The 19,855-nt window shown below is 65.4% G+C and carries 19 protein-coding genes and 1 riboswitch; of the genes, 7 read left to right on the top strand and 12 right to left on the bottom strand.

All coding sequences use genetic code 11. The features are described from left to right. Positions 1-157 precede the first annotated feature (157 nt). Positions 158-2,293, bottom strand: coding sequence for a heavy metal translocating P-type ATPase (locus tag G3N59_RS10270; protein ID WP_346777870.1), 2,136 nt, complete (start codon positions 2,291-2,293; stop codon positions 158-160). Positions 2,294-2,377: 84 nt separating this feature from the next. Between G3N59_RS10270 and G3N59_RS37280 the strand changes: the two genes are divergently transcribed. Both G3N59_RS37280 and cadR read left to right on the top strand, forming a co-directional pair. Next, positions 2,378-2,725 (top strand): hypothetical protein, encoded by a 348-nt coding sequence (locus tag G3N59_RS37280; protein ID WP_277397905.1) that lies wholly within the window; start codon positions 2,378-2,380, stop codon positions 2,723-2,725. Positions 2,726-2,763: 38 nt separating this feature from the next. Next, entirely contained in the window at positions 2,764-3,261 is a 498-nt protein-coding gene (gene cadR / locus G3N59_RS10265) for a Cd(II)/Pb(II)-responsive transcriptional regulator (RefSeq protein ID WP_205982471.1), read from the top strand. Positions 3,262-3,308: 47 nt separating this feature from the next. Here the strand turns inward: cadR and G3N59_RS10260 are convergent, their stop codons facing one another. Beyond that, positions 3,309-4,769, bottom strand: a complete 1,461-nt coding sequence (locus G3N59_RS10260) for a M20 family metallopeptidase (RefSeq protein WP_205982470.1) — start codon at positions 4,767-4,769, stop codon at positions 3,309-3,311. A gap of 222 nt (positions 4,770-4,991) precedes the next feature. Between G3N59_RS10260 and G3N59_RS10255 the strand changes: the two genes are divergently transcribed. Then, a complete protein-coding gene (locus G3N59_RS10255; RefSeq protein ID WP_205982469.1) occupies positions 4,992-5,318 on the top strand; it encodes a superinfection immunity protein in 327 nt (108 codons plus the stop codon). 155 nt (positions 5,319-5,473) lie between these two features. Further along, positions 5,474-6,106 carry a LysE family translocator gene (locus G3N59_RS10250; protein WP_205982468.1) on the top strand — a complete coding sequence of 211 codons (633 nt, stop codon included), beginning with the start codon at positions 5,474-5,476 and terminating at the stop codon, positions 6,104-6,106. 42 nt (positions 6,107-6,148) lie between these two features. Here the strand turns inward: G3N59_RS10250 and G3N59_RS10245 are convergent, their stop codons facing one another. The 5 genes from G3N59_RS10245 to G3N59_RS10225 all read right to left on the bottom strand — a co-directional run bounded on the left by G3N59_RS10245 (position 6,149) and on the right by G3N59_RS10225 (position 11,262). Continuing rightward, positions 6,149-6,439 carry a YodC family protein gene (locus G3N59_RS10245; protein ID WP_205982467.1) on the bottom strand — a complete coding sequence of 97 codons (291 nt, stop codon included), beginning with the start codon at positions 6,437-6,439 and terminating at the stop codon, positions 6,149-6,151. Between the two features lie 678 nt (positions 6,440-7,117). Continuing rightward, entirely contained in the window at positions 7,118-7,684 is a 567-nt protein-coding gene (locus G3N59_RS10240) for a carboxymuconolactone decarboxylase family protein (RefSeq protein ID WP_205982666.1), read from the bottom strand. A gap of 48 nt (positions 7,685-7,732) precedes the next feature. After that, positions 7,733-9,082: an aspartate aminotransferase family protein gene (locus G3N59_RS10235; RefSeq protein ID WP_205982466.1), complete on the bottom strand. Its 1,350-nt coding sequence runs from the start codon at positions 9,080-9,082 to the stop codon at positions 7,733-7,735. Positions 9,083-9,194: 112 nt separating this feature from the next. Then, a complete protein-coding gene (locus G3N59_RS10230; protein ID WP_205982465.1) occupies positions 9,195-10,229 on the bottom strand; it encodes a C45 family peptidase in 1,035 nt (344 codons plus the stop codon). A 172-nt stretch (positions 10,230-10,401) separates the two neighbouring features. Continuing rightward, positions 10,402-11,262, bottom strand: a complete 861-nt coding sequence (locus G3N59_RS10225; protein ID WP_205982665.1) for a MurR/RpiR family transcriptional regulator — start codon at positions 11,260-11,262, stop codon at positions 10,402-10,404. Between the two features lie 186 nt (positions 11,263-11,448). Here G3N59_RS10225 and G3N59_RS10220 point away from each other — a divergent pair, with 186 nt between their 5' ends. Further along, a complete protein-coding gene (locus G3N59_RS10220; RefSeq protein WP_205982464.1) occupies positions 11,449-12,060 on the top strand; it encodes a rhomboid family intramembrane serine protease in 612 nt (203 codons plus the stop codon). A gap of 6 nt (positions 12,061-12,066) precedes the next feature. On the opposite strand, the gene G3N59_RS10215 is transcribed toward G3N59_RS10220, so the two are convergent. Next, the gene (locus tag G3N59_RS10215) at positions 12,067-12,393 is read right to left on the bottom strand and encodes a hypothetical protein (protein WP_205982463.1); all 327 of its coding nucleotides are present in this window, start codon (positions 12,391-12,393) and stop codon (positions 12,067-12,069) included. Positions 12,394-12,432: 39 nt separating this feature from the next. Further along, a riboswitch (SAM-I-IV-variant riboswitch) is annotated at positions 12,433-12,536 on the bottom strand. 174 nt (positions 12,537-12,710) lie between these two features. On the opposite strand from G3N59_RS10215, the gene G3N59_RS10210 reads away from it, so the two are divergent. After that, positions 12,711-13,388 carry an HD domain-containing protein gene (locus G3N59_RS10210; protein WP_205982462.1) on the top strand — a complete coding sequence of 226 codons (678 nt, stop codon included), beginning with the start codon at positions 12,711-12,713 and terminating at the stop codon, positions 13,386-13,388. 23 nt (positions 13,389-13,411) lie between these two features. On the opposite strand, the gene G3N59_RS10205 is transcribed toward G3N59_RS10210, so the two are convergent. After that, positions 13,412-14,629 carry an FAD-dependent monooxygenase gene (locus G3N59_RS10205; protein ID WP_205982461.1) on the bottom strand — a complete coding sequence of 406 codons (1,218 nt, stop codon included), beginning with the start codon at positions 14,627-14,629 and terminating at the stop codon, positions 13,412-13,414. Between the two features lie 178 nt (positions 14,630-14,807). Here G3N59_RS10205 and G3N59_RS10200 point away from each other — a divergent pair, with 178 nt between their 5' ends. Beyond that, a complete protein-coding gene (locus G3N59_RS10200) occupies positions 14,808-15,737 on the top strand; it encodes a LysR family transcriptional regulator (protein ID WP_205982460.1) in 930 nt (309 codons plus the stop codon). 27 nt (positions 15,738-15,764) lie between these two features. Here the strand turns inward: G3N59_RS10200 and G3N59_RS10195 are convergent, their stop codons facing one another. From G3N59_RS10195 to G3N59_RS10185, 3 genes are all read right to left on the bottom strand, one after another. Then, positions 15,765-17,318: a long-chain fatty acid--CoA ligase gene (locus tag G3N59_RS10195; RefSeq protein WP_205982459.1), complete on the bottom strand. Its 1,554-nt coding sequence runs from the start codon at positions 17,316-17,318 to the stop codon at positions 15,765-15,767. Between the two features lie 80 nt (positions 17,319-17,398). Further along, positions 17,399-18,520: an acyl-CoA dehydrogenase family protein gene (locus G3N59_RS10190; RefSeq protein WP_205982458.1), complete on the bottom strand. Its 1,122-nt coding sequence runs from the start codon at positions 18,518-18,520 to the stop codon at positions 17,399-17,401. Between the two features lie 16 nt (positions 18,521-18,536). Beyond that, entirely contained in the window at positions 18,537-19,730 is a 1,194-nt protein-coding gene (locus G3N59_RS10185; protein ID WP_205982664.1) for an acyl-CoA dehydrogenase family protein, read from the bottom strand. Positions 19,731-19,855: the final 125 nt, after the last annotated feature.

The following is a 19,855-nucleotide window of genomic DNA, read 5'->3' as shown; positions in this document are numbered from 1 at the left end:
TGTGCGTCGCGCGAGTTCGCATTGATGTCCGCTGATAGGGATTCAGTACGACGGAATTCGAACTTCTTGGAAAAGGCCGCGCTTGGCTGTTAGTTGCATAAGAGAGGTCAAAAAAGCGAGCCGTCATGGCCCGCCTCTTCGTTGAAGCTTCGACGCTTCAGTCCGCCAGCATCGTCCGCCGATCCGCGAAATGCCGCCGCACCCGCAGGCCATTGGCCACAACCAGCAGGCTCGCGCCCACATCGGCGAACACGGCCATCCAGAGCGTCGCCTCGCCCGCCAGCGCGAGCGCCAGGAACACCACCTTGATGCCGAGCGCGAGCACGATGTTCTGCATCAGCACCGCCGAAACCTTGCGGCTGAGCCCGATAAACGCCGCGATCTTGCGCGGATCGTCGTCCATGATCGCGACGTCGGCGGTTTCCAGCGCCGTCGCCGTGCCCGCCGCGCCCATCGCGAAGCCGATGTCGGCGCGAGCCAGCGCGGGCGCGTCGTTGACGCCGTCGCCGACCATCGCCGTCATGCCACGCTGCGTGGCAAGTTGCGCAATCGCATCCTGCTTGTCCTGCGGCAAGAGATTGCCGCGCGCATCGTCGATTCCGAGCGGGCCCGCAATCGCACGCGCCGTGGTCGGGTTATCGCCGGTCAGCATCACCGGCGTCACGCCCAGCCGCTTGAGTTCGCGGATGGCCGGCGCGCTCTCGGGCCGCACCGCATCGGCGACCGCAAAAATCGCCACCGCCTCGCGCGACGAGCACAGCACGATGGCCGTCTTGCCCGCCCCTTCCAGCCGCGCAAGCTGCGCCTCGAGCGCGTCCGAACAAAGGCCAAGCGACTCCACGAGCCGATGGTTGCCAAGATGCCAGGCCTCGCCGCCGATGAGCCCCGTCACGCCCAGACCGTTGAGCACCGCGAAATCGGTGACGTTTTCCAGCGCCGATTGCCCATCGCGCTCGCGCCAGCCCGCGACGACGGCGCGCGCAACCGGGTGCGTGCTCGCATCGTCGAGACTGGCGGCGAGGCGCAGCGCTTCTGCCTCGGGCATGGCCGTCAGCGCCAGTACGTCGGTGAGTTGCGGCGCGCCGCGCGTGAGCGTGCCCGTCTTGTCGAGCGCCACCGCCTTGAGCAGACGGCCGCGTTCGAGCCACACGCCGCCCTTCACCAGAATGCCGTTGCGCGCTGCCGCCGCGAGGCCGCTCACGACCGTCACCGGCGTCGCCACGACCAGCGCGCACGGGCACGCGATCACCAGCAGCACGAGCGCCTTGTAGAGCCACGCGCTCCACGCGCCACCCAGCGCGAGCGGGCCGCCTACCGCGATCAGCACCGCGAACGCGACCACGGCGGGCGTGTAGTAGCGCGCGAACTGATCGACGAAACGCTGTGTCGGGGCGCGCTGCGCCTGGGCGTCCTGCACGGCGGCGGCAATGCGGGCGAGCGTGCTGTCGCGCGCGGTCGCCGTGACAGCCGCCTCCACCACGCCATCGACGACGATACTGCCCGCGAAAAGCACATCGCCTTCGAGCTTGTCGACGGGCAGGCTTTCGCCGGTGATCGGCGCCTGATCGAGCGCCGCGCGGCCCGCCACGACGCGGGCATCGACAGGCACGCGCTCGCCCGTACGCACGCGGATGCGCGCACCGACGGCGACTTCGACCACCGCCAGCGAGCGCCATTCGCCTTGCGACGCCGCAGCGTCGAACCAGACTTCGGCCGTTTCGGGCGCGAGCGCGGTGAGCGAGCGGATCGCGTGACGCGCACGTTCCAGCGACAGCGCCTCGATTTCCTCGGCCAGCGCAAACAGGAACACGACCATGGCCGCTTCCGGCCACTTGCCGATCACGATCGCGCCGGCCACCGCCAGCGACATCAGGAAATAGATGTTGATCGTGAAATTCCTGAGCGCGATCCAGCCTTTCTTGAGCGTCGGCAGGCCCGCGCACAGCAGCGAAATCGCCGCGCAGATCAACACGGGCGCGCCCGCTTCGTGGCCCGTGGTCCACGCGAGAATTTCCGCACCGGCTGCGGCGATACCGCTGGCTGCGAGCAGCAACTTCTGGCGCAGCGCGAGGCCGGGCTTGACGGCGCTTTCGCTTGCGTTGGCGTCGTCGCCATCGGCGAGCGCGCGCGGCGCCATGTCGAGTGCGCGCAACGCGGATTCGAGCGGCTGGGCGTCCGCCAGCGTGTGATAGACGGTCAGCTCGCGCGCCAGCAGGTCGAAGTCGAGACGCGCGACGCCTGCCATCGGTTCGAGCCGATTGCGGATCAGCCGCTCTTCGGTCGGACAATCCATGTTGTCGATCCGATACCGCGCGCGTTGCGTGCCTTCCGGCGCGGGCGCTGCCGGGCGGCTCTGCACGGTTTGTGGAGACGCGCCGTGGCAACACGAGTCACCGGCGTGTGCAGCGTGATCGTGCGCATGACCATGACCGTGTTCATGCCCGCTGTGGTCGTGCGCGCTGTCGTGACCGCATGCATGGCCAGGTTCGCCGTGATCGTGATCATGGTCGTCTGCATGCGCATGGTCGTGGCGATGACCCGCTTGGGCGCTACAGCCAGCGTGATCGTGCCCCGTGTGAATTTCATCGAGCTCCGATCCCGCTGCGCCGGTATCTCGCCCGTCGGCACGCGCCCGATAGCGCTGCGACAGCGCAACCCGCGACATGAAAACCTGGACCATGGCCGATTTCTCCCAAAGATGACAGAATCATTGAACAGCCTGTAGCCGCTACAGGGTCAAGCCATTTTTGGGGAACCGCGACGATGAGAATCGGAGAACTGGCGCGCCACGCGCATTGCGATGTCGAAACGGTGCGCTTCTACGAGCGCGAAGGCCTGCTGGACGAGCCCGCGCGCGAAACCAACGGATACCGCAGCTATACGGCCGCACACGCCGCACAGTTGAACTTCATCCGCCATTGCCGCTCGCTGGGCATTGGGCTGACCGATATCCGCATGCTGCGGCGCTATCAGGCCGATCCGGCCCAGCCCTGCGACGAGGTGAATGCGCTGATCGACTGCCAGATCGCCCGCATCCACGAGCAGATCGAGACCATGCGCGTGCTGGAGCAACAACTGCGCACGCTGCGCGATAGCTGCAACGAGCGTCACAGCAGCGCCGAGTGCGGCATCATGAAAAATCTGGAACAGCCGATCGACGAGGAAAACTGCTCCTGTCACGCCGATGCAGTGCATGCGGAGCACGCCGGCAGCGACGCGCCGACCGCCGCAAAGGCGCCCAAAAAACACGCGCCGCACTAGCAGCACCGATGCGGGCCACGCGCGGCCCGCATCGCGTCATGCCGGGATCAAGGTGCCGAAGAAATGACTTCGGCGACCGTCGCCGTGAGTTTCTTCGCGTACGGCACATGCAGGAACTCGTTCGGACCGTGAGCGTTCGATTTCGGACCAAGCACACCGCACACCATGAACTGCGACTTGGGGAAGCCGGCCTGCAGCACGTTCATCAGCGGGATCGTGCCGCCCTGACCGAGATACGCACAGTCGGCACCGAAGTGATTGCGCGAGGCCGCATCCAGCGCCTGAGAAAGCCACGGTGCGAGATCCGGTGCACTCCAGCCGTTCGCCGCGCCCATGTCGGGCTTGAACGTCACACGCGCGTTGTAGGGCGGATCGAGTTCCAGCAGCGACTTGAGTTCCGCCACGGCCTTGCCTGCATCCAGCAGCGGCGGCAAGCGCAGCGAAAGCTTGAACGCCGTGCGCGGGCGCAGCACATTGCCCGCATTGGCGAGCGCCGGCAACCCGGCCGCACCTGTCACGGAAAGCGAAGGCCGCCACGTGGAATCGAGCAGCGCCTGCTGCGGATCGGTCGTGGTAGGCAGCACGCGGCGCCCATCCAGACCGCACGCCCACGGCATGCTCTTCCAGACGTTCTCGCCGAGGATCTTCGCCGTGGCTTCCGCTTCGGCCAGGCGCTGGGACGGAATCGGAATATGGAAGCCTTCCGGCAGCAGCGTACCGGTGCGCGAATCCTCCAGACGCTCGAACAACTGGCGCATCACGCGGAAGCTCGACGGCGCGATGCCGCCATACGAACCCGAGTGAATGCCCTCTTCGAGCACTTCGACTTCCAGGTCGCCGGTCACAAGGCCGCGCAGCGAAGTGGTCAGCCAAAGCTGATCGTAGTTGCCCGCGCCCGAATCCAGACATACGACGAGGCCGACGCTACCCAGACGGTCGCGCAACGCATCGACATAAGGCAGCAGGTCGTAACTGCCCGACTCTTCGCAGGTTTCGATCAGACCCACGCAGCGCGGACGCTCGACACCCTGCGCGTCCAGTGCGGCCAGCGCCGTGACGCTCGCGTAGATGGCGTAACCGTCGTCTGCACCGCCACGTCCATAGAGGCGGCCGTCTTCGAGCTTGGGCGTCCAGGGCCCGAGGTCGTTGCGCCAGCCGTCGAATTCCGGTTGTTTGTCGAGGTGACCGTATAACAGCACGGTTTCGCTGCTGCCCGAGCGCGTGGCCGGCGCTTCGAAGAAAATCACCGGCGTGCGGCCCGGCAAACGCACGACTTCGAGCTTCAGGCCGCGCACGGGCTGCGACTCGGCCCACTTTGCGGCTTCCAGCACCACGCGCTCCAGGTAGCCGTGCTTCGCCCAGTCGGCGTCGAAGGCGGGACTCTTCGCGGGCACCGCGATGTAGTCCGTGAGCGCGGGAACGATTTCGTCGTTCCATTTACGCTCCACGAACGTGCGCAGTTCGTCGTGATCGAGTTGACGGGTGACCTCTGTGGTGTCTGAGCTCATGGTGTGGGGGATCTTTGCCTGAAAAACCCCGATCATAGACCCGAACGCCCGTTCACCCAAAGGCCCAGGCATCGACATTGGCCGTTCGGCCAGGGCCTGACCCGGCCGGCGCGCGCCATCGTGCACCAATACCCCGGGATCGAAAGGTCATTGTCGGCGCGCGGGCCCGATCCGCGCGACAATGAATGTTCGAGGGCAACGCCCTGATGCGGAGGTTTCACCATGGCGAGCCATTCCATCTTCGAAATGCTGGTCCTGCTGATCGCAGTGATGGTGTATTTCCTGCCCGCAATGATCGCCGACCGCCGCAAGCGGCACGATCTGCTGATCATCGCCCTGTTCAATGCGGTGGTGGGCTGGACGGTGCTCGGCTGGTTTCTCGCGCTGTTCTGGTCGATGCAGCCAAACCCGCCCAGAGACATCGGCGACAACGTCAAGGAAAAGAAGAAAATCATCGGCATGCAGCTGTTTTCGCGTCGCCTCGACGCGCGCGCGCAGGCCCGCCAGTCGCGTAACGCCGAGCGCGATGCGTCTTCGAAGCGCTCCTAGGCTTGCTGCCCCTGGCCGGATGGCCAACGAGACGTCCTGGCCACGCACGAACGTTTTTAGCGTGAAATAATTAACGAAAACACCGCTGCACCCGTTGCGTCCATCGCGCGTGCCGCCTCCCCAGCCGTCTGACCCGCATCATCACGGAGCCCGCCATGCCTCATGTCGCCCCGCTGTTCGCTTTTGCCGCTGTCGCTCTTGGCATGGCGCTCACGCCCGGACCCAACATGATCTATTTGATCTCACGCTCGATCTGCCAGGGGCGCAAGGCGGGTTTGATTTCGCTAGGCGGCGTCGCGCTGGGCTTTATCTTCTATATGTTGTGCGCCGCGTTCGGCATTACCGCGCTGCTGATGGCCGTACCGTTTGCCTACGACGCGTTGCGCCTCGGCGGTGCGCTCTATCTGGCCTGGCTCGCGTGGCAGACGCTCAAGCCCGGCGGCCGCTCGCCGTTTCAGGTGCGCGAACTCACGCCCGACCGGCCCGGCAAGCTGTTCCTGATGGGTTTCGTCACCAACCTGCTGAACCCGAAGGTCGCGATTCTTTATCTTTCGCTGCTGCCACAGTTCATCGATCCGAGCCAGGGCAGCGTGCTCAAGCAGTCGATCGAACTGGGCACGGTGCAGATCCTGCTGTCGATTACGATCAACGCCGCAGCGGCGATCACGGCAGGCACGATCGCATCGTTCCTCGCCGGGCGTCCGAAGTGGCTGGCGATCCAGCGCTATCTGATGGGTACGGTACTGGCCGGGCTCGCCGTGCGCATTGCCGCTGAAGGGCAACGCTAAAAGCGGGCAACGGATGAAACGGGGCGCCAGCGCCTGAAGTGCTCAGGCGCCCTGGCGTCCGCCGATGCGCGCGGCAGGCATGCGCATCCGCACCGAGCCTGCCGAAATCAGGCGCGGTTCCATTTTCACCATGTCCTGCGCGAACATGTCCTGGCGCAGTTCGCCTTGTTCGTCGAACCACTGGCAGATCAGCCAATGGCCGCTGGCAAAGCCAACCGGTCCTGCGTACATCACAGTCATGCGCGGGCCACCCGATTTGAGGGTGACCACGTCGCCAATACCCGCTTCGGCGTGATGCGGGCTTTCGGCGACCTCAACGGTCGTATCAAGCATTGGAATTCCCCGAGTAAAAAGCTCGTGCCTCGAATAGTCCCCGAAGCGGGTCTGAAACCCGCCTTCTACCGCCCCTTTTCGATAATGTTTTTGGGCGGCTTTCAATAAAGTCCGGCAAGGCTATCAATGCGGAATAAATCGTGCAAGCGATTTTATCCCGCCTACGGGAAAACCGCATTTTAGGTGCTCCGCCGATCCGGCTAATTGTCGTACTCGTAACGGCCGATCCGCGGCACGGCCACCGCCCTGCACGCAGCCACGGGCGCCGCACGGCACAAACAGTCTTATTATTTCCGCATCGACGTCATATTGCTGCAGATAACGATTTAGCAAATAAACAACTCAGACCATCAACGGGAAGACACCTGAAAAACGTTCAGTCAACGGATTAACTGGACAGTCCAAATCGACAGAAAATCAGGCAGGAATATGCATGGAAACGTTTCCCGTCAAAAAACGTTCATACGTTTTATTTTTTACCCGGCGAGCGATCAGATATTTAGTTTATGCGCCCAGCGTAATTAACCGACCGATTGGTAAATCACGCCACCGAAATATGGCCGTCACGTCAGGCAAACAAAAAACGCCCCATACGGCGATAACCGCATGGGGCGCTGGTCCTGCAACGCGGCGCGCAGGTCGCCGGGAAGTTGCTGTGAAGCCGCCGCGAAGCCGGGCTTACTCGGGGAACGGCAACGTCGCCTGGCCTTCCGCGCGCATGCCGAAGACATTGAGCGTCATCGCCACGAGTGCGTAGTAGCCCAGCAGACCAACGAGATTGATCGTCGTCTCGTGGCCGAAACGTTCTACGGCTCGCGCGTAGGTGGCATCGGATACGCGCTTCGTGTCGTAAAGCTCGGTCGTGAAGGCGTAGATCAGCGCGTCGTCGGCTTCGTCGAAGACTGGCTCGGCGCCGGTGCGAATCTGCTCGGCCAGCGCTTCGGGCACGCCCGCCCCGATCGCGATCGGATAGTGGATGTACCACTCGGCCTGCGCCTGCCAGCGCGACGCCGTCACGAGGATCGCCAGTTCCGAAAGGCGCAGCGAGAGCCCCGTGCTGTAGCGGCAGAACGCGCCCAGACGCTGGGCGTTCTGCGCCAGTTTCGGGCTATGGATCCAGCCGAGGAACGGGCCGTTCAGATTGCCGCGCGGGCCGGAGAGGATTTCGTCGAGCACCGCTTTCTGCTCGGGGGTCGCGCTCGCGGCCTCGAAGGCCGGCAGGCGCGGGTTCTGGGTTTGCGTCATCTGCGTCACTGATCTGCTCCGAATAAGGTTTCTGGCAAGCCGCCCGCGTCAGGCCGTCTGCATCACGCCCGTCGCCTGCAGCGCCGCGCCCACTGCCGCCGCAAGGCGCTCTTCGATCGTATCGATATCCTGCGCCGTGCAGATAAACGGCGGCGCGAGCAGGATGTGGTCGCCGTTCTGGCCGTCCACCGTGCCGCCCATCGGATAGACCATCAGGCCGCGCGCGAACGCTTCGCGCTTGATCGCGGCGTGCAGCTTGAGCGACGGGTCGAAGCTGGCCTTCGTCGCGCGGTCCTTGACCAGTTCCACGCCCACGAACAGGCCGCGCCCGCGCACGTCGCCGATATACGGATGCTCCGCGTAACGCTCGCGCAGCCGCGCGCGCAGTTGTTCGCCGCGCGCGAGCACGTTGTCGAGCAGCTTGTCTTCGGCGATCACGTGCTGCACTTCGAGCGCCGCCGCGCAGGCCGTCGCGTGGCCGATATACGTGTGGCCGTGCTGGAAATAGCCGCTGCCGCCCACGATGGTTTCATAGATGCGCCGGCTCACGAGCGTCGCGCCGATCGGCTGATAACCGGCGCCCAGCCCCTTGGCGATGGTCAGCAGATCGGGCGCCACACTGTCTTCGTCGCAGGCGAACAGATGGCCGGTGCGGCCCATGCCCGACATGATCTCGTCGAGAATCAGCAGCACGCCGTAGCGGTCGCACACCGCGCGGATCTTGCGGAAGTACTCGCGCACCGGCGGCACCGCGCCGGCCGTCGCGCCCACCACGGTTTCGGCGACGAAGGCCGCGACGTTTTCCGCGCCCAGTTCGAGGATTTTCTGCTCGAGTTCGTCGGCCAGACGCTGTGCGTAGGCTTCGTCGCTCTCGCCGTCGAGCCGCTCGCGGTAGGCGTAACACGGGCTCACGTGATGCGATTCGATCAGGATCGGCAGGAACGGCTCGCGGCGCCACGCGTTGCCGCCGATCGCCAGCGCGCCCAGCGTATTGCCGTGATAGCTCTGGCGGCGCGCGATGAAATGACGGCGCGAGCGCTCGCCCTTCTCGACGAAATACTGGCGCGCGAGCTTGAGCGCAGCCTCGATCGCCTCGGAGCCGCCCGAGACGAAATAGACGTGATCGAGGCCCGCGGGCGCGTGCTCGATCAGGTAATCGGCGAGTTGTTCGGACGCTTCGGTCGTGAAAAACGACGTGTGCGCATACGGCAGCGCCTGCGCCTGGCGCTTGATCGCGTCGATCACGCGCTGGTTGCTGTGGCCGAGGCACGAGACGGCCGCACCGCCGCTCGCGTCGATATAGCGCTTGCCGGTGGAATCGATGATCTCGATGCCCTCGCCTGCGACCGCAACGGGCAGGGTCTGGCGGGGCATCCGGTGAAACACTTTGCTGGACATGGGTTTTCTCGCTGTAAGCGGATCTATCCGGGAAATCTGGGGAATCCGGTCAAAAATTCGGTCGAACCTTGCGGAAATGACGGGCGCGCTGCTCGGAGCGCGCCCGCCATCGTCATTGGATCGTCATCGACAAGGTGCGCGCGCCGTCCTGCCAGACGTCGAAGTTCACGCCGCCGGGCGCGATCTCCATGCAGGCGGTGGCGAGCGTGTTTTCATCGTCGGGATCGTGCGGATCGTCGCGGAAGATCGGCAGACCGGCGCCGCCGCGATCCTGCAGCGTGCGCACGAACGCCGCGCCGTCGGGCTGCGCGCCGAGTGCGGGCACGAGATCGGCGAGACGGGCCTGCCGGTCGCGCGAGGATTCGGTGACGATCTGCGCCTCGTTGGCGTGACCCGCGTGGATCAGGTGATTCGCGTGGCCCGAAGGCGCGCTCACTTCGAGCACCGAGGTGCGCTGCGCCGTGGCTTCCACGCTGTAGACGCGCACTGCGCCAGTTGCGTCGAGGCCGCCGACGGTATGGTGGAAGCCGCTCGCGCGCGGCGTATCGCGCAGCAGCGCGAGCGCGTCGTCGAGCGTGGCGGCGTCGAGCACGGCGCGCGCGAGAATCATGCGCGGCACGCCGGCGCGCGGTGCGCGGATACGCACGTTGTTGATCGCCTGCGCCACACCCGCGCGCGAAGCCGCGAACGTGTGGCCCGGCAGCGAGCCCGGATAGTAGAAGCTCACGAAGCCCGGCTTGCCTGCCGGCGCGACGTCGACCACCGCGCAGCGGCCGCGCAGATACGGGTCGCCGTCTTCGTTATGGGCGATCAGCCCGCCAGCCGCATCGGCGCGCACGGCGAGCGTGGTGCAGCCGTCGGGCGCGTTGTGGATCAGTTCGCCGCGGCAGTTCCAGAGAAACAGATCGTGCGCGGGCCAGCCGAGCGCGGCCGCCATTGCGTCGAGTTCGGCCACATAAGCCGGGAAATGCTGTTCGGCCGCAGCGCGCAGTTGCGCCACGAACGGGTGGCCGCGCCAGCGGCTCACGGCCTGCCAGGCGCTGCTCTGCGCCATATAGGGCCCGAAAACCGGCAGCGCGAGTTCGCCGAGCTGGTGCCCGATCTGCGCGGGCGTGCCGCCCATCTGGAAAGTCTTGAGTGCCTGCATCGTTTGACTCGCTGGTTGGCCAGTCCGAAGGTGTCGATGAGCGATTTATACGCTTCGCAACATATGTTGTCAAATGAATATCGACTTGCAACGAATGAATAACGGACAGGCGCAAAAAAGCCGCCTCGCAGGCGGCTCGTTCAGCGGCGAAATGCGTTATTCAGGGCACGCTTCAAGGCACATAGGCGCCGCGCGCATTGAGCGAGCGCTCGGCCTCTTCGAGATGCGCCACCGCGCCCGTGCCTTCGAGCGCCAGCAGATGCGCGACCAGCGACTCCGCCAGCGCCGTCGCCGCCACCAGCGACGGGAAAAACGACGGGCTCTCGTGCGTGAAGATCAGCACCTTTTCCGCGTTGAGCGCGATGGGCGAGACGGCGCTATCGGTGATCGCAATCAGCTTGCTGCCCTTTTCGAGCGCCGCTTCGGCCACGCGCACCGCTTCGACCGAGTACGGCGCGAAGCTGACAACGATCGTTGCGCTGTCGCGCTCGATGCCCAGCAACTGCATCTCCAGCGTGCCCGCCTCGCCGCCGAGCAGCGAGACCTGCGGCCGGAACAGCCGATAGCCGTAGACCAGCCCGAACGCCACCGCGTAACACGAGCGGAAGCCCGCCACGTGCACATGTCTGGCCTTCTTGAGCACGCGCGCGGCTTCGATCATGGCGCGGGTGTTGTGCGCCGAACTGGCGTCGAGATTGTGCTGCTGGGCGGCCAGCAGATCGCGCGCGAGCGCGTCTTTCGCGCTGCCCGCGACCAGCGAGCGGGCGCGGCTCGACAGCGGTTCGGGACGCGTGCGCACCCGCGCGACGAACAGATCGCGCAATTCGTTCCAGCCCGGAAAGCCAAGCTGCTGGGACAAGCGCACGAGCGACGCGGGCTGCACCTGGGCGCGTTCGGCCACCTTGCGCATCGACGACACCGCGACTTCGTCGGGATGGTCGAGCAGGAAGGCCGCACCGGTCTGGAATTGCGGGCTCAGTTCGGAGAAGCGCGCGCGGATGAGCGCGGCAAGCTGGTCGAAGCTTTCGGGCATATCGATGAGCGGATCAGGCCGGACAGTGGGCGACAACAAATGTTACCACTGGTGTTGCGGGGTGTTGCAAACGGGCGGGTGCCGCTTTGCCCCGCGATCAAGCCCGCGCGCCGGAAAATGCGCGCGCCGCGTCAGCCGGTCTATAGTGCATGCCAACCACGCCGCCCATAGAGAACGATCCCACGTATGTCCGCCCTCGACCTTTCCTCCGGCGCCCCGCGCGCCTCCCTTTTCGAGCAGATCAAGGCGCGCGTCGTGCTGCTCGGGCTGTTTGTCGGCTCGATGTGGGCGGTGTTTTTTGTCTCGGCGGCGCTGCCGTTTCTGCAACTCACTCGCCACGGCGTCGTGCCACGCACGTTCAGCGGCCTTCAGGGCATTCTGTTTGCGCCGTGGCTGCACGCGGGCCTTTATCACATCGCCGCGAATACGCCGGGCCTGTTGGCGCTCGGCTGGCTGTGCATGTGGCCGCGCATCGCCAATTTCTGGCAAGCGAACATCGGTGCGATGCTCGGCGCCGGGCTATGCGCGTGGCTGCTCGGCGCGCCGTACTCGGTCCATATCGGCGCGAGCGGGATCGTGTTCGGCTATGCGGGCTATCTGGTGGCGTATGGCTTTTACAACCGCAAGCCCGTGCCGGTGCTCGTCGCGCTGTTTGTGGCGTTCAGCTACGGCGCGAGCATGTTGAGCGGCGTCCTGCCGATCACGCCCGGCGTGTCCTGGCAAAGCCATCTGGGCGGCGCAATCGGCGGCATTCTGGCGGCGAAAGCGTTCCGCCAGCGCCGGGTGCTGCAGCCCTGAGACCGTTCAGGCCGCCGCTTCCCGAACGAACTGATGCTCGACGCTCGCACGCGCCACGCCGTCGAGTGCCGCGAGCTGCTCGCGCACCTCAATGGCCTGCCGTTCCGTCATATCGACGAGGACGATGCGCTGCTCGAGCAATCCCGCGCAACGGGTCACGGCCCATTGCTCGACGTTCGCGCGGCGCGTTTCGAGCGCGGCGGCAGCCGTCGATACCACCGAGGGATTGAGGCTCGACACGAGCCGGACCGTATGCGTGAGCTTGAGACCAGGAAGCCGCTGCAGCCCGCTTTCGACGCTTGCAGGACAGAAGGAAGAGAGATCGTTGCGCATAGTTGCTCCGGATGATGGGTTATCGAACCGGTGCCCGCTATGCTCCCGTTTCGTTGCCATGAATTGGCCGCATCGCCCCAAGGGCTTCCACCTTGCCCGGGCGGGCAGGTTGGCGTCGGCTGAGCCGACTCTAGATGCATCAGATTTTTCATGTTCGAGATACCGAACATGCGATCTATTATAGCGAATATTTTCGCCATTAGGGCAAGGACAAAAAACCGTCGCGCGCGATCGGCCTGGTCGCGGCCAGCGTGCTGGTCACGGTTTTTGCGGTGCTGTCCGGGCGTAACCGGTTTATCGATTAAGAACGCAAACCCATGAATAACGTATTGATCCGAATCGCCGATGCCTTCGCGCCCTATGGCGACGCGATCCGCGCCGCCCTCCTGCAAACAGGCATCGACGATTCGAGCGGTGACGGCTCGCACGACTGGTCACATCTGGTGCGCGTGTGGAAGCTCGTGAAGCAAATCTCGGCGCATGAAACGGCTGTCGATCTGGAGATGCTGGCCATCGCCACGCTGCTGCACGATTGCGTGCAGATCGAAAAGTCGGACCCGCGCCGCGCGCTGGCCTCGCAGCTATCCGCGGACAAAGCGCGCGATGTGCTGAAAGCGATCGGATGGGACACGGCGCGCATCGAGGCCACGGCACACGTGATCGAAGCGCACAGTTTTTCGGCGAATATCGCGCCGCGCTCGCTGGAAGCACGCATTCTGCGCGATGCGGACCGCCTCGACGCCATCGGCGCAATCGGCATCGCGCGCACGTTCTATGTGGCGGGGCGCATGGGTTCGCGGCTCTACGATTTCGACGATCCACTCGCGCGCGAACGCAGGCCGGACGACACAACGTTCGCGCTCGATCATTTCGACGTGAAGCTGCTGAAACTGGCCGATGGCATGAGCACCGAAGGCGCGCAACGGATTGCGCAGAAGCGTCTTGCCATCATGCGCCAGTTCGTTCAGGACCTCGCGGACGAAATCACCGCCTGAAATGAGCGCCTGAAATCAGCACCTCAAAGCCAGGTGCCGCCCTGACGCTCATCCGGTTCTTCCGCCAGCGCGTCGAAATCGTGAATCCAGTCGAGATGGTGCAGCAGGCTCTCGCGCTCGCCGAGCCGCGCGTTGCGCGCCTGTGCCGCCGGACCATCCGGCAGATGCAGCACGTCCGCTGTCGTGATCGACGCGTATTGCACCTTGCGCGTGCGGCCACGCCGCAGACGTTCATAGGCTTCCTGCGCCTCGCGCCAGTTGCCCGGTCCCGCCTTCGCCAGTTGCGCGGCCAGCACCACGGCATCCTCGATCGACTGGTTCGCGCCCTGACCGTGATGCGGCACGAGCGCGTGGGCCGCGTCGCCGATCAGCGTCACGCGCCCCTTGCTCCAGCGCCCGAGCGGCGGCCGATGAAAAAGCCCCCAGCGCTGGCTGATCGGCACCGCCGTGATCATCTCGACAACCGCCGGATGCCAGTCCTTGAACAGGCGTAGCTGCTCGCCCTCCGTCGCAGGCAACACCCAGTCGCGCGACGGCCACGGCGAAGGATGCCGCTCGACCAGCAGAAAGTTCTGGTCGCCTCGATCGCCGATCGGATAGTGCAGCAGGTGGCCGCCGGGCCCGACCCAGAACTGGATCGTCTCGGGGTCCGGCAAGCGCGGCATGCGTTCGGCCGGCACGACGCCGCGAAAGCCCGAGCAACCGGAATACAGCGCGTCGTCGTAACCCAGCATCCAGCGGCGCGTGATCGAGCGCGCGCCGTCCGCGCCAATCACCAGATCGGCATCGACACGCTCGCCGTTATCGAACGCAAGCGTCACGCGATCGGCGTGCTGCGTCAGTTCCGTCAGCCGATGACCGAGCTTGATGTGCTCGAGCCCCACCGCCGTGGACAGCACCGCCTGCAAATCGGCGCGATGCACGCCCCAGTAAGCACCGCCGAACTGCTCGCGATAATCCGGCGAGCCGCGATGATGGCCGATCACCTCGCCGCTGCGGCCATCGCGATAGATCAGGCCCGGCACGTCGGCGCACACGCGCTCGAACGCCGCGCGCAGGCCCATGCGTTCGTAGAAGCGCGTCGCGTTGGCGGAGAGCGCGACGGCCGCGCCGACTTCGCGCAGTTCATCGGTCTGCTCGAAAAGTTGCGCATCGATGCCGTGCTCGCGCAGCGCGAGCGCCAGCGTCAACCCGCCGATGCCCGCACCGACGATCGCAATCTTCAGATTCATTCGCGTCATGAATGTGTCTCCTGTGTCTCGATTTATACGTACAGGCCGCACGTCGATTCCGTGGACCGTGTCGGTATTTTCAGCACTGGACTTTCATTGCTCAATAAGATGCAATGAATCGTCTTCATCACTGAAATGAATGAGACCCGCGCGGGCGGACGCTCAGACGAACAATCAGACGAACACCATGGAACTGGCCGATCTCGACCTCAATCTGCTGCTGCTTTTCCAGCGCCTCATGCAGGAGCGGCGCGTGGCGACGGTCGCAGAGCAGATGAACATGAGCCAGCCCGGCGTCAGCAATGCGCTCGCCAAGCTGCGCCGTCTGCTGGGCGATCCGCTGTTCGTGCGCGCGCCGGGCGGTGTGGTGCCCACACCGTATGCGCTGCGTCTTTCCGAGCCGGTGTCGCAGGCGCTCGCGACCTTGCACGCGGCGCTCAATCCGCTGACGGGTTTCGATCCGCTGCGCGCGTCGCGAACCATCACGATCGGCATGACCGATATCGGCGAAGTGGTGTTTCTGCCTGCGCTGGTCGAGCGGCTGTCGCGCGAAGCGCCGGGCGTCGCGCTCAATACCGTGCGCAATACCAGCGTCAATCTCGCCGATGAAATGGCCGATGGCCGCGTCGATCTGGCGGTCGGCCTGCTGCCGCAACTCAAGGGTGGGTTCTATCAGCGCCGCCTGTTCGATCAGCGCTATGTGTGTCTGATGCGCCAGGGGCATCCGCTCGAAGAGGCGCCCATGACGCTGGCGTCGTGGCGCGAGGCCGAGCATCTGGTCGTGGTGTCGGCGGGCACCGGTCACGGCCAGGTGGATGAATGGCTGAAGCGGCGCGGCGTGCGCCGGCAGGTCCGGCTGACCGTGCCGCACTTCATGAGCGTGGGCTACATCCTGCAACGCACCGATCTGATCGCGACCGTGCCGGAAACGCTGGCCCAGCAACTCGCGCCGCTGTTCTCGCTGAGCCTGCGCGCGCTGCCGATCAACCTGCCTTCGGCGCCAATCCATCTGCTCTGGCATTCGCGCGTCCAGCAGGACGAAGGCAATCGCTGGCTGCGCGAGCGGGTGATCGAGCTGTTTGCGGATACCACGGCGCGCGCGCCGCGCCGTGGTTAAAAGCTGGCGCAGCGGCCAGCGTCCCCCTCAATTCACCTTCTTCGCCTGCCCTTCCCAGAACGGCGCGCGCAGATCGCGTTTGAGAATCTTGCCCGCGCCCGACAAAGGCATCGACGTGCGGAACTCCACGCTCTTCGGGCATTTGTAGTTCGCAATCAGCGTGCGGCAATGCTCGCGAATCTGCTCTTCCGCCAGATCCTCGCCGGGCCGCAGCACGACGATCGCGTGCACGGTTTCGCCCCAGGCCGCGCTCGGAATGCCGATCACCGCGCACATCGCCACCGACGGATGCCGGCCGATCGCGCTTTCCACTTCCGCCGAATAGACGTTCTCGCCGCCGCTCACGATCATGTCCTTCATGCGATCGACGATGAAAATGTAGCCCGCGTCATCCATATACGCGCCGTCGCCGGTATGCAGCCAGCCGTCGCGCAGCGCGCTGGCGGTTTCGGCTGGCTTGTTCCAGTAGCCGCGCGTGACGCTCGGCCCGCGAATGACGATCTCGCCCACCACGCCGCGCGGCACCTCCTGGCCCAGTTCGTCGACGATTCTGACCGAGGTGCCCCACGCCGCGCGTCCGACCGATAGCGACAAGCCCTTCGCCCGCCCCGCTTCGCCGTGGTTCTCGGGCGGATTCGTCGTGACAACCATCGCCTCGGTCAGCCCGTACGACTGCGAAAATTCCACGCCCGGAAACAGCGCCATGGTGCGCTCCAGCACCGAAGCGACAATCGGCGACGCGCCATACACAAGCCGCTTCACGCTGCTCAAATCGCGCCTGCCGAATTCGGGATGGTCGATCAGCGCCTGGATCATGGTCGGCACGAGGCCGACTTCGGTGACGCGTTCGCGCTCGATCGTCTCCAGCACTTCCAGCGCGTTGAACGCCGGAATGACGACGTGCGTTTCGCCCGCGATGAACTGGTTGATCGCCCGCGACAGCGCTGCCATATGAAACAGCGGCGCGGCGTGCAGGCTGCGGCCATGCCGGATGGGCGGCGCTTCCGCCACGCGCTGCACGCAGCCGCTCCAGATATTGCGATGGCTCTGCATCACGCCTTTCGGAAAGCCCGTGGTGCCGCCCGTGTACATGACGATGGCGAGATCCTCGTAGCCGCGCCACGCGTCTTCGACCGGCGCGGTCTGCGCGATCAGCGCTTCGTAGGACTGCATGCCGTCCGGCGCGTCGCGCTCGCCCATGTAGATGAACCGCGGCGCACGCTTCGCCGTCTTCGCGATGCCCGCCGCCATCGGCAGAAAATGATCGTCGATCAAGAGGATGCCGGTATCGCAGTCGTCGAGCGAATAAACGACTTCCGGCACGCTCCAGCGGATATTCACCGGATTGAGCACGCCGCCGCCCCACCAGACGGCCATGCAGGTTTCGAGGTAACGGTCCGAGTTGAGCGCGAGCACGCCGACGCGGTCGTCGGTGGCCATGCCGGACGCCTTGAGCGCGCCCGCCAGCCGCGCGACGCGCGCGGCGAATTCGCCGTAATGGCGCACGCGGCCGCGAAAGATCGTGGCGATCCGCTCCGGTGTCTGCTGAAGGCAGCGATGGATGCTATTGGTGAGATGCAACTTCGTCTCCTGATAATGTGTCTTTCAGACTCGCCGATGCGCGTAGCGGCGCGCGGGCGGCTATCGGATTCAGGCAGGGTTCAGGCCGCCATGGCTGCGCAGTAGCGCTCCATGTGGGCGTCGGTATCGCCGAGCAGCACGTCCGTCATGGTCAGATAGCGGAAATAATCGCTCACTTCGAGTTCGTCCGTCACGCCCATGCCGCCGTGCAGTTGCACCGCCTGCTGGCCGACGAAGCGCGCGGCGCGCGCCACGATCACCTTGGCCCCGGACACCATGCGACGGCGCGCCGAAAGATCGGGCTCGTCGAGCGCTTTGGCGGCCACATACGCCATCGACAGCGCGCATTCCTTTTGCACCAGCATATCGGCGAGACGGTGCTGCAGCGCCTGGAACGCCGCGAGCGGCTGGCCGAACTGGCGGCGCGTGAGCAGATAATCGCGCGTGAGGTCGATCAGGCGTTCCATCGCGCCCGCCGCCGCCGCACATTGCGCCGCAATGCCGTGATCGAGACCGTGTTCGAGCGCTTCCAGACCTTGATCCTGCCCGCCGAGCAGCGCATCGGCGTCGAGCCGCACGCAATCGAAGCGAAGATCCGCGCCGTGCTGGCCGTCGATCGCCGGGTACTGCGCGATCGTCACGCCCGCCGCGTCGCGCGGCACCAGAAACAACGCCAGTTTGCCGTCGAGCCGCGCGCTGACGATCCACGCATCGACGCTATGGCCGTGCCAGACCAGACACTTTACGCCGCTCAATTCCCAGCCCGCGCCCGCGCGCGTGGCCGTGCATTGCGCCGCATCAACGCGATAACGCGAGGCCGGTTCGAGCCACGCGGCCGTCAGCACGCGCTGACCGGTCGCGATGGCGGGCAGCCAGTGCGCCTTGTGCGCGCCGCTGCCGTAGCGCGTCAGGATCGCCGCGGCAATGACCGCGCACGGAATCACCGGCTCCAGCACGATGCCGCGCCCCAGTTCGCGCTGCACGACGAGTTGCGTCGCCGCGCTTTCCTCGAAGCCGCCGAACGCTGCCGGAATCGTGAGCCCGAGCACGCCCATTTCTGCGAGCGTCGCCCACATGCCGCGATCGAAGCTGGCACCCGCGCGCATGATGGTGCGCCGCCGCGCAAAACCGTAATCCGCTTCGATCAGGCGGCGCAGGCTGTCGGCCAGCATCTGCTGTTCTTCGCTGTAGTTGAAGTCCATGTTCGCCTCGCTGCGCTCAGGTGTTCAGAATCATGCGGGCGATGATGCCGCGCTGCACTTCGTTCGTACCGCCGTAAATCGAGGTCTTTCGCATATCGAAGTAACTCGCGGTGGCGGCGCTCGCCCATGCCGGACTGCCGGTCTCGGGCGTCACGCCCGCTTCGAGCCATGCCGGCGCGAATGGCCAGGCATGCGGCCCGGCCACTTCCATCTGCAGCATCGCAATGTCCTGCTGGATTTCCGAGCCGCGAATCTTCACCACCGACGCCTCCGGCCCCGGTTGCCCGCCCGCCTGCGTGGCCACGCGCAGCAGCAGCATTTCGAGCGCCATCAGGTCCATTTCCACCCGCGCGATGCGCTCGCGCATGCGCACATCGTCGAGCATCGACCCGCCTTTGCCGTCGGGCGCCGCGGCCGCCAGCCGCTTGAGCCGCGCAATCTCGCGATAACACTGGCCGATGCCCGCGATCCCCGTGCGCTCGTGGCCGAGCAGATACTTCGCGTAAGTCCAGCCGCGGTTCTCCTCGCCGACCAGATTCTCGAGCGGCACTTCCACATCTTCGAACCAGGTCTCGTTGACATCGACGCCGCCGTCCAGCGTGCGAATCGGCCGCACGCTCACACCCGGGCTTTTCATGTCGATGAGCAACAGCGAGATGCCGTCCTGTGGCTTCGCTTCGTTATCGGTGCGCACGAGGCAGAAGATCCAGTCGGCGTATTGCGCGTAGGACGTCCAGGTTTTCTGCCCGTTGACGATATAGCGCTCGCCCTTGCGCACCGCGCGCGTCTTCAGCGAGGCCAGATCGGAACCCGCGCCCGGTTCGGAATAGCCCTGGCACCAGAAGTCCTCCATCGTCGGAATGCGGGGCAGAAAGCGCGCCTGCATGGCCGGGCTTGCGTACTTCATCAGCACGGGCGCGATCATCGACAGTCCGAACGGAATCAGCCGGGGCGCGCCCGCGCCGATCGTCTCGATCTCGAAAATGACGCGCTGCACCGTATTCCAGCCCGTGCCGCCGAACGATTGCGGCCATGCCGGCGCGCCCCAACCGTGCGCGTGGAGGATGCGGTGCCAGCGCACGAAATCGTCCTTGCCCAGCCGCTGCTGGTTTTCCACCTTCGCGCGGATGTCGCGCGGCAGGCTCTCGCGCATGAACGCCCGGACTTCCTGCCGGAACGCCTCTTCTGCTGCGGTAAAGCGCAGGTCCATCGGTGTCTCCTTCTGACGACCGGCACGCGTGCCGTGAATCTCCACCATCCGGGCGCCGCGCAGCTTGCGCGCGACGCCTGCGGACGCCATGGACACCGAGCGTAGAAGTGCGCGTGGTGGCGAAG

Origin of the sequence: Paraburkholderia sp. Ac-20340 (assembly GCF_017104965.1) — a bacterium.
Taxonomy (GTDB): domain Bacteria; phylum Pseudomonadota; class Gammaproteobacteria; order Burkholderiales; family Burkholderiaceae; genus Paraburkholderia.
Note: the sequence above shows the minus strand (reverse complement) of the source record. Positions and strands in the feature narration are given on the sequence as shown.

What these genes read in the sequence shown, in the direction of transcription:
- G3N59_RS10260 (WP_205982470.1), bottom strand. Translation starts at nt 4,769, where the DNA reads ATGAGCTCAGACACCACAGAGGTCACCCGTCAACTCGATCACGACGAA.
- G3N59_RS10240 (WP_205982666.1), bottom strand. Translation starts at nt 7,684, where the DNA reads ATGACGCAAACCCAGAACCCGCGCCTGCCGGCCTTCGAGGCCGCGAGC.
- G3N59_RS10185 (WP_205982664.1), bottom strand. Translation starts at nt 19,730, where the DNA reads ATGGACCTGCGCTTTACCGCAGCAGAAGAGGCGTTCCGGCAGGAAGTC.
- G3N59_RS10225 (WP_205982665.1), bottom strand. Translation starts at nt 11,262, where the DNA reads ATGCCCGAAAGCTTCGACCAGCTTGCCGCGCTCATCCGCGCGCGCTTC.
- G3N59_RS10230 (WP_205982465.1), bottom strand. Translation starts at nt 10,229, where the DNA reads ATGCAGGCACTCAAGACTTTCCAGATGGGCGGCACGCCCGCGCAGATC.
- G3N59_RS10205 (WP_205982461.1), bottom strand. Translation starts at nt 14,629, where the DNA reads ATGACGCGAATGAATCTGAAGATTGCGATCGTCGGTGCGGGCATCGGC.
- G3N59_RS10235 (WP_205982466.1), bottom strand. Translation starts at nt 9,082, where the DNA reads ATGTCCAGCAAAGTGTTTCACCGGATGCCCCGCCAGACCCTGCCCGTT.
- G3N59_RS10215 (WP_205982463.1), bottom strand. Translation starts at nt 12,393, where the DNA reads ATGCGCAACGATCTCTCTTCCTTCTGTCCTGCAAGCGTCGAAAGCGGG.
- G3N59_RS10250 (WP_205982468.1), top strand. Translation starts at nt 5,474, where the DNA reads ATGCCTCATGTCGCCCCGCTGTTCGCTTTTGCCGCTGTCGCTCTTGGC.
- G3N59_RS10220 (WP_205982464.1), top strand. Translation starts at nt 11,449, where the DNA reads ATGTCCGCCCTCGACCTTTCCTCCGGCGCCCCGCGCGCCTCCCTTTTC.
- G3N59_RS10190 (WP_205982458.1), bottom strand. Translation starts at nt 18,520, where the DNA reads ATGGACTTCAACTACAGCGAAGAACAGCAGATGCTGGCCGACAGCCTG.
- G3N59_RS10210 (WP_205982462.1), top strand. Translation starts at nt 12,711, where the DNA reads ATGAATAACGTATTGATCCGAATCGCCGATGCCTTCGCGCCCTATGGC.
- G3N59_RS10255 (WP_205982469.1), top strand. Translation starts at nt 4,992, where the DNA reads ATGGCGAGCCATTCCATCTTCGAAATGCTGGTCCTGCTGATCGCAGTG.
- G3N59_RS10270 (WP_346777870.1), bottom strand. Translation starts at nt 2,293, where the DNA reads ATGGATTGTCCGACCGAAGAGCGGCTGATCCGCAATCGGCTCGAACCG.
- G3N59_RS10200 (WP_205982460.1), top strand. Translation starts at nt 14,808, where the DNA reads ATGGAACTGGCCGATCTCGACCTCAATCTGCTGCTGCTTTTCCAGCGC.
- cadR (WP_205982471.1), top strand. Translation starts at nt 2,764, where the DNA reads ATGAGAATCGGAGAACTGGCGCGCCACGCGCATTGCGATGTCGAAACG.
- G3N59_RS10245 (WP_205982467.1), bottom strand. Translation starts at nt 6,439, where the DNA reads ATGCTTGATACGACCGTTGAGGTCGCCGAAAGCCCGCATCACGCCGAA.